General features: G+C 55.0%; 4 protein-coding genes and 1 pseudogene. 1 reads left to right on the top strand and 4 read right to left on the bottom strand.

Translation table 11 applies throughout. From position 1 onward, the window contains the following. Positions 1–477: pseudogene (locus DBR24_RS32010) on the top strand (enoyl-CoA hydratase/isomerase family protein); the annotation flags it as partial. A 68-nt stretch (positions 478–545) separates the two neighbouring features. Here DBR24_RS32010 and DBR24_RS34675 read toward each other — a convergent pair. From DBR24_RS34675 to DBR24_RS11770, 4 genes are all read right to left on the bottom strand, one after another. Beyond that, entirely contained in the window at positions 546–6,089 is a 5,544-nt protein-coding gene (locus DBR24_RS34675) for a calcium-binding protein (RefSeq protein WP_128614832.1), read from the bottom strand. 2 nt (positions 6,090–6,091) lie between these two features. Next, entirely contained in the window at positions 6,092–6,946 is an 855-nt protein-coding gene (locus tag DBR24_RS11780; RefSeq protein WP_128614831.1) for a hypothetical protein, read from the bottom strand. Then, entirely contained in the window at positions 6,927–8,192 is a 1,266-nt protein-coding gene (locus DBR24_RS11775; protein WP_128614830.1) for a glycosyltransferase family 4 protein, read from the bottom strand. The genes DBR24_RS11780 and DBR24_RS11775 overlap by 20 nt, the downstream gene beginning before the upstream one ends. A gap of 195 nt (positions 8,193–8,387) precedes the next feature. Further along, the gene (locus tag DBR24_RS11770; protein ID WP_128614829.1) at positions 8,388–8,795 is read right to left on the bottom strand and encodes a hypothetical protein; all 408 of its coding nucleotides are present in this window, start codon (positions 8,793–8,795) and stop codon (positions 8,388–8,390) included. Positions 8,796–8,974: the final 179 nt, after the last annotated feature.

The following is an 8,974-nucleotide window of genomic DNA, read 5'->3' as shown; positions in this document are numbered from 1 at the left end:
GACATGCAGCTCAACAGTCTGCTCAAGGCCTTGCAGCAGGAAGCCGTGGCGCAAATGCCTGAAGCACAGTGGTTGCCGCGTCGGCAGCAGATTGATGAGTTACTGGACGTGAGCGACGTAACCTGCGCCTGGAAAGCCATCAGCCTGCAACGCGACAGCCACGATCCGCTGATCGCCCGAGCGGCGAAAACCCTGAGCGAAGGTTCACCGCTGACCGCGCATCTGGTCTGGGAGCAGATCCGCCGCGCCCGGCACCTGTCGCTGGCGGAAGTCTTTCAGATGGAATACACCCTGAGCCTCAATTGCTGCCGGCATCCGGAATTCAGCGAAGGCGTCAGGGCGCGGTTGATCGACAAGGATCAGAAGCCGCACTGGCATTGGCCGGACGTCAGCAGTGTGCCGGATGCGGTGGTCGAGGCGCACTTTCACAAGGTCTGGGAGGGGCGCCATCCGTTGGCGGATCTGACGCAGTATTGAACTGACGCGATGCTCGCGATGACGACAGGATTCCCATCGCGAGCTGGCTCAATCGGTCGCCATAGAACTCAGACATTCAGCTCGTAAAACTGAATGATCTCCGTCATCGCCTGCTGCGCTTCTTCGTCGCCCTTTATCAAAATGTCTTCGACATCCCTCAATGGCGGAAGAGGATGCAGACGTTCAGCAATCTGCATCGCACTGTAGTCTTGAGTCGCTGTTCCTTCGCTGACTCTTATGAAGCCGATAGCGCTTTCGCCTGCGGCAAAATGATTGGAAACCCGGATTTTCGGTGCCATGCCGTAATCCACCACGATCACCAGATCATCGCGCTCACGGTGAAACTTCAAGTTGTCGATCGTCAGCCTGCGCTCGGAAAAGTCGATTCCGTCAAGGCCGTCTCCCCGATTGATGATCACGTCCCTGCCGAGGCCATCGTATCGGTAGATATCATTTCCGGCGCCGCCGGTTAGCGTGTCATTGCCCGGCCCACCCAACAGCAGATCATCACCGGGGCTGCCCGTGAGCACGTCATCCCCTTCCATGCCTCGGATTTCCCCCGCGCCGCTTATCGTGTCGTTGCCTCGACCACCGACTAACGGCAGCGCCCGTCCGTCTCGCAGAGACGTAAAACGCGTTGAATTGTTAACGGTTACCCCCGTATGAAAAGTCTCGGGCGCGGGGCCCAGCTGACTTGACTCCAAGAGTTGTTTCAAACTCACGACCGACCCATCGGAGAAATTCAAGAGCTCAATCCCGGCCCCCTCAAGTTCACCATTGAGGGGCAAGACGATGCGAACTTTCTGTATCCCACCCCAATTGATATCGAGTGTCGGATGGAGCATTTTCGCTCTTGGCGGATTGCGGTGTGCCCCGCGCCCTGGGTTGGGTTCCAGCTCGACATGCGTGGTTTCTATCAGCGCAGCACCCCAGCTCAATTGCAGTGCATCGCGCTGCGCATCTGCTGGAAGGACGACAGTGTCCTGATCGATCAATCCGTACTCGTCTTTCCACCCCGCTGCGCCAACTTCTGCTCGGTGGAAAACAGGGTTCGGCACATCCGCAATCGTGGTAGTTGCTCCGGCGTGCGCTTGCACGATGTAGGTGTCGGCACCGTCTTCACCGTAAAGCCAATCATCCCCTGCCCCGCTGACCAGATAGTCGGCGCCCTCGGAGCCCAGCAAGGTGTCGTCACCTGCACCTGCGGATAAAAACGCGCCCGGCGTTCTGTCGCCGACAGTGCCGTAGTCAAGTGGGGAGCCTGCATAAGCGACAATCAGATCGTCTCCCGCGCCGCCGTGGAATACGTTTTCCACTTCGACGTTGACTCGCCCGCCGGCATCGTCGCCAGGGACGATTTTGCGTTTGATCGTTTCAGTTGTGACATCCCAGCGAAACGCCTTGGGCACCGTTTCCCCCGAACCGAAGCTTGCTGCCGGATAGATGTACCAGCCCTCAAGCGCGCCGGATTCCTTACGGTCTTCAACCAATACATCTCCCGTATTGAATGAAAAGCCGTTGGCCGAGCCGGATCGATAATAGCGAGGCGCCTGACTTGAAGAGGCTATCGTCCCATCGGCTTTCACCTGTTTATGTTCAACACGAGTTGTGGTTTTCGACTGCCTTTGACTGACCACGGCATGCCCTGCATCAACCTTCATCCATGGCGGCGTTTCAGACAGTGTTCCCGCTTCAACGCCGTCATCGCTCAGCTCGGTGTGAGTGATGAAACCGGTGTCGCTAGTCGTGATATGACTGCGAACCCAGACGCCTTGATCACTCAAGGTGAAACCTGTGGCGTGTTTGCGGGCGTAGCGCTTGGATTTGATTTGCGCGAGGAATTTTTCAGTCCAGTCAACGGGGTGATCAGATGCCACAGGGCGTTGCGCCGCGATGGTTACATCGTCTGGCTGAACCGGGTCTTCAACTTTGCTTTGCTGGATTCCTGTGGCGGTTACAACTTCCGGTACAGGTGACTCGGGCACCTTTATCGGCGGCAATGTTTTGCGCAGGACATCCTCATAACCAAGTACAACGCCATCGCTGAAACAGAATGTGGAATCCTTCCACTGCTCGTGACTCTTGATGAGTATCGCGTCGCCCGCGCCATTGGCCAGCCGTAATACTGTGCCGACGGCAACTTCGATAATGTCGGCTTTCAAACTTTCCGCAGAGAACCCGGCACCGAACTTGATGACATTGCTGCCACCTGAATCGGTGATAACGTCAAGACCATCACCCACCCCGAAATAGTAAACATCAGCGCCGTCATGGCCCTCCATCACGTCGTTACCGGCCCCGCCATCAAAAACGTTATTGCCGGAATCCCCACGAAGGTGGTCTACACCCTCCCCGCCCAACAACGTGTCATTGCCACCACCGCCTAGCAAGGTATCGTTGCCTGAACCACCGTCCAGATAATCTGCGCCATGTTCGGCTTCGGCTGTTTGCGCGTAGTCGCCGGATAAAATGTCATCATCTGCGCCGCCATAAAGCGTGTCGGCGCCCAAGCCTCCTAGAAGGGTATCGTTTCCTTCATCGCCTTGAAGGTAATCATTGTTAATTCCACCTGACTGCAGGTTGGACACATCACCATCCAGCGCGTCAGCTCCTGCTCCACCGATCAGGGTGTCGGAGCCCCCCATTCCCTGAAGTGTGTCATCGCCCGCTCCACCATCAAGTAAATCATTGCCGTGGTACCGAATTGGATGCTCGGCATAATCCCCGGCCAGCGCGTCGTTACCCTCACCTCCGAACAGCAGATCATCCGCCCCACCGCCCCAGAGTGTGTCGTCTCCTGCACCACCGTCCAGCAGGTCGCTTCCAAAAAAGTGGGCAGCGTCACCGGCAACGCCGTTCAGTACATCGTCATCGCCCTTGAGAGTGTCATTGCCTGGACCACCATAAATCGCATCGTTTCCACCGTTACCAGCGAGCCAATCATCGCCACTGCCACCGTCCAATACATCGTTGCCATGGTGTTTGCTTTGCAGGCCACCGCCCCAATCAAGGTTGTCTCCCATTATCGTGTCGTTACCACTTCCTCCGGCCAGCGTGTCATCCCCCCCATCCCCTCCAAGAAGATCATCTTCAGTTCCGCCATCAAGCAGATCCTCGCCCCATCCGCCATTGAGAACATCGCTGCCGCCCTGGCCGTAGAGAACATCGTTATCGCCCTGCGTCGAACTGTTAAAGGAGGCCTTTGACAAGACAGTTCGGTGACTGGTGACACCACCGTCTATAAGAACGTCGACGCGTTTGAATCCCCATTTCTGCTCCAGCGCGCCGGTCGTTTCATCCCCTGATAAAACGTCGTCTCCCGCACCTCCAATCAGCGTATCCCGATCGTTACCGCCCAGAAGCACGTCCTGGGACGCCGTACCGATGAGCAAATCGTGACCTGCCCCGCCATCAAGCCAATCGCCTCGAGCGGCTTTCCCTTTAGAGTCACCAGCGGCCATGGCTTTTTCGAGCGTCGTCTGTTTATCCCCAAACAACTGATCGTTTCCGTCCTTGCCGAACAATCGGTCTGATCCACCAAGTCCGAGAATGATGTCGTCTTTTGCAGAGCCGTAGAGCACATCGGCCTTGTTTCTCTGTTTTACGTTGGGCAATAGCAAGGCGTTGCCCAGCTCATCGTATGAGAACTGATCACCGGGAACATTGGGGTCGATATCTTTCGCTTTCCAGTCGCCCTGGAGAACCAGGTCGGGAGCAGACACCGTATGGTCTTGGTGTTCAGGAAGTCGGATGCCAAACATCCCGGGGCGGAAGTTCTTGATAACGACGAGGTCGTTCAGGCCATATTTGATGTTGAGGGTGGGTTCAGTGAGTTCTTCGATGAGGGTCAGGGTGATGGCCTGATCCTCGGTCGACCAGATATTGCTCAAAGGGGCGCGACGTTTGAGTGAAGGAATCGGCGAGCCGTTGATCCATAACTGCCCATTTACGTTGGCGTCGAAGATCTCATCGATGCCATCACCGCTGGAAAACTCATAGCGGTCGCTGCCCTCGCCACCGATCAAAGAGTCGTTACCCTTTCCTCCGACCAGAACATCATCACCGGCCATTCCGTACAGCGCATCATTGCCGTCGCCTCCGCCAAGCAAGTCGTTGCCGCGTCCACCCTCGATGACATCGTGACCTGCCAGTCCGTTGATCGTGTCATTGCCCGCGCCGCCATACAGATGATCAGTGTTCGCACCGCCCACGAAAGACCGCGCACCGTCATCACCGAACATCACCAGCGGGTTCAACACACCGGTGGTCATCGGCACCTGTTTGGCTGAGGCGAGATCGGAGTAGGAAAACTTCTGCAGCGAGTGTTCTCCAAACGAACCCTGGGTTCGGGCAATCAACCGGGCCAACATCTGCGCACGATCGGCAAGCCATTGCGCGGTGATGAAACCTTCGCCGGTCAGCGGATCGTAGAGTTCCAGTCCGCGTCCGGAGTAACCGTCATCGCGTTCGATGACGATTTCACTGAGTTGCTTCAGGGAATTGCGCAACGACAGGCCGATGGGTGTCGACTCGCCAGCCAGTTTTGCCCATGAATTCGCGTTTCCGTATTCGCCTATCGAACGGGTGACGATGCTTTGAGACTGCTCTGGTGAAAATGCCGAGAAGAATGCGTAGGCGTTAGTGGCGAAGGTTTCATCGGTGGTAGGTGGCGCTGCTGAATCGCCGTCGTAGGTGCGCTTGAACATGTCCAGGAATTCGTTCTGGCCATAGCGCAATATCAGGTCGACCACGACGGAAACCGGCGTGCCTTTCACTACATGCTGAATCAGCGGATTGAGGCTGCCACTGGCAAGCGCGATATTGATTTGCTCTGGCACGACGGAAAGCAGACTTTGCAATGGATTGACGCCGAAATTGCTGATCGCCGCTCGCAGGCCGACACTGTAGGAATCGATGGCGAACAGAATATTTTTATAGTCATCGAGCCTGTTGGCTTTTGTTTGAGTCGGCGGGCCGCCATCTTCCCCTTGCGAATCACCCGCGGAGATCAATCTCCAGGTTTCATAGGGCGGCGCTCCACCCAACAGGCTGAATCCGACTGTCCCTGACCAGCCGGCGTTATGGCTCACGGCGGTATCCGTCTCTCCGCAAGCCTCACTAAACAGTGCCTTGCCGATCGCACTGGCATCAATCTCTGCAATCTGGCTGATGGATGGAACCGTCCAGGGTGCCAGCCGACCAGCGAGGGATCCGTCGATCAAGGTATTGATGAAATTGGCGGCGACCTGATTCGATGACAGCTGCATCAGTTCTTCACTGAAGATTTTATTCAATCTCAGTTCACCTTGCCGCGAGGTATAACCGCGAATCAGGGCGGAGTAGGCACCGTTTCCCCCGTTGGCATCAATGGCCACGGCAAGCCAGAGCCTGGCGCTTTTCAGAATTTTCCCCGTTTCATTATCGACAACGGTAACCTCAGAAACTCTGAGGCCAATAATATCGAATAGCTTTTGATACAGGGGAGCGCAGCTAGCCCCTGTTAATTTCAGCGCAAGATATTCGGTATCTTCAGAATCGAACATCAGTCCCTTGCAAACATTTGCTGCATTTAAAATCTCTGACTTTTCCAGATCGCTAAAAACATAACTCATCGTTACTTCCTTGTAATAACAGAGCGTGAAAGATACTCACTGAGAAACTTGAGCATCTCAGGTGCTTCGCGTAATGACGACAGTCCAAGACTTACCCGACCGTGCCCCCCGGCAAAGTCAAAACTGTGCAACTCCACAGTGCAAAAAAAGTTCAGCCTACCAAAATCCAGATTTTCCAATTCAGCTCTGCTGAACTTTGACAGTTTCTCGTCAGTCAATTCTTCCTCTGCAGCCGGGCGAATCAAGCCGTTACAGCTTATCAAGCGAGGGGTGCCATCACGCCGCGGCCAGTCAGCAATGACAAACTTTCGAACGGAAGCCTCATTCTTGAAATGCGGCGGAGGTGCATTCAGCCAAAGTTCCAGTCCCGGATAATTTTTCAACTTCACAATCAACTCATCCGGCCAGTTGACGTGCCGATAACCCCGCTCATGGGGCTCGGTAGTCTCTTTTCTTGTATAAAGCCCGGCGTTCAGTTTATAAAGACGCCAACTTTCAGGGATCGACCCCAAGCTCTGATCCTGGTACCGGCGCAAGCCCGTCCCGGTCCACCAGAAATGCCCCTTGAGCGTATTGGCAAGGCAGGCTTTTTTATTCGCCAATTCAGGCATGCCCACATAAAACTCCGGGACCAGAGTCTTATCCACATAGCTGCCGCCCAGTATGGGCACCTGCTTCATGCTCGCCAGCTTCTTTTGGCAGGCCTCCTGATCCGCGTAATAGATTGCCATCGCCGCGGCGACTTCTTCTTCACGGATATAAAAATCCACCACGCAATAACAGGCATAAATAAACAAGCCGTATTTCAACAACTTCTTAAACCATTTAATCAATTGCTTATACGACATCCGGAGCATTTCGAACCTCCCTGCCAAACTGAGGAGCAGGCTGTTTCTTGAGATACCCGGATGTCGCGTTCTCAAACACCTCAAAGTATTGTTTCGTGCCGTACTCCACATTAAATCTGCTCGCCGTCAACTTCGCAGCGCTGCGAAGGCGGTCGTACTCACCAGCGGATTCAAGAACCCTGGCAATACGTTTGGCAATAGCGTGATGATCGAAGAAGTCCACCAGCAACCCATTGTGACCATCAACGATCACCTCCCTTACCGGAGCCGTATCCGACGCTACTACCACACACTCAGACGCCATCGCCTCCAGTAACGACCACGACAAAACAAACGGATACGTCAAATAAACATGGACTTTCGAACATTCCAGAACTGCCCGGTAAGTCTGGTAAGGAAGCTTCCCTGTGAAATGCACCCTGGAGTCATCGAAACTTACCTCTGCCTCCATCCTGCTGCGCCAGTTTGCAAAGCCAACCGGCTTACGCCCGTAGCTGACGTCATCACCGCCTACTATGATTATCTGCGCATCGGGACACTCAGCCTGAATATGCGGGATCGCTCGCATAAAACTGTGAAACCCGCGATAAGGCTCAAGATTCCTCGCGACATAAGTAACGATCGGCTGCCCGGCTCTCAGTTCGACGCCATTGGGCAACCTGACGGCCCCAACTTTCGCCAAACAGGAACTTTGAATGACGCCCTCGTGAATAACCCGAATGGCCGACTGATAAGCGGCCGGAAACAGACTGCGCTGCCACCGCGTGGGCGCAATGGCAATGTCACATTGCTCAAGATTCAAAAGATGCAGCGAATTAAGCACTCGCAGCCTTGATGACTCTCTTGTGGCTAGCGGGAATTCAGGGTCGAACCCGGAATCTGCGCCCCGCGCCCGATAGTAATATTCGCAATAGTGAATAAGCGGCGCGTCAGGATAGACATCCTTGACGAAGAGCGTTTCCCCCCATCCGGGATGAGCGAGAATCACGTCCGGCCGATAACCCGAATGTTTCAGCCAGCTCAGAATTTCAAAAACCTTCTGTCCATCAGTCACCGCTTGTTCGTAACGGGTCAGGTAGGGGTGAATACCGCCTGGTGCTCGGCTGGCAGCGCGGTATCGATATATTTTCACCCCTGCGATACCCGGCGCCGTATCCCGACCTATCGCTAAAATCTCATAACGCCTGTCAATCGCCGCCAGCACCACATGACGGAACTGGCCCGGAAAGTTTTGGTGAATCACAAGAAGCTTCATAGCGGCATCGTCCTTTTATTCGCCGCTGTTGAACTGAGTTTTGCTCACCTCGATCGGCACGAACAGACGCTAACAAATGCAAGGAAATGAAACTGTAGGAAGCGTCTGGGAATGCCCTGGGAGATGGCTAATGGGACGACTTTTCGACGGGCATAAAAAAGCGGCGCTAATTGCGCCGCTTTCATTTGCGTGGATCTACCAGCGATTGCCACGTCCGTTGTGGTCACCGCGTCCACTGTGTCGGTCATAGTTGCCACGACCGCGGTGATCGTTATCCCAACCGCCGCGACGGTGGCCATCCCAGCGCCCGCGATCATTGTCGTGCCAGCGACGACTCTCGTAATAACGTGGTGCCGGTTGGTAGTAGCGCGGCGCCGATTGGTAATAACGCGGTTGCTGGTAATACCGCGGGGCTGGCTGGTAGTAGCGAGGCTGCGCGTAATACGTGCTGCCACCGCTGTAATAGGTGCCGCCCGTGTTGTAGTAGGCCGGTGCGGGTGACGTGTAGACCTCTGAGCTGTAATACGAGTCCGCGTAAGAGTACGGGACGCAACCGGCAACGGAAACCATCAACGCAGCAAGCAGAAGAATTCGTCTATACATGGCGGCCTCCTGGACCGCGGGTAGCCTCGCCAGCGACGCTGGCAGGCGTCAGTCGTTTATTCGGTGACTGACGAGAAATCAGACAGCGTTTTCGGCATCTGGTGCGTTCCCGCAACAAGTTGAAACAAGTGATTGATGAAATCCTGTTCATTTGGAAAACGCTGTCATTCAGCGACTGA

Source organism: Pseudomonas sp. HMWF006, from assembly GCF_003061205.1.
Lineage (GTDB): Bacteria > Pseudomonadota > Gammaproteobacteria > Pseudomonadales > Pseudomonadaceae > Aquipseudomonas > Aquipseudomonas monsensis.
The sequence above is the reverse complement of the archived record's forward strand: the minus strand, read 5'-3'. Positions and strand labels throughout refer to the sequence as shown.

Coding starts and splice junctions, on each gene's coding strand:
- DBR24_RS34675 (WP_128614832.1), bottom strand. CDS start 6,089: ATGAGTTATGTTTTTAGCGATCTGGAAAAGTCAGAGATTTTAAATGCA.
- DBR24_RS11780 (WP_128614831.1), bottom strand. CDS start 6,946: ATGCTCCGGATGTCGTATAAGCAATTGATTAAATGGTTTAAGAAGTTG.
- DBR24_RS11775 (WP_128614830.1), bottom strand. CDS start 8,192: ATGAAGCTTCTTGTGATTCACCAAAACTTTCCGGGCCAGTTCCGTCAT.
- DBR24_RS11770 (WP_128614829.1), bottom strand. CDS start 8,795: ATGTATAGACGAATTCTTCTGCTTGCTGCGTTGATGGTTTCCGTTGCC.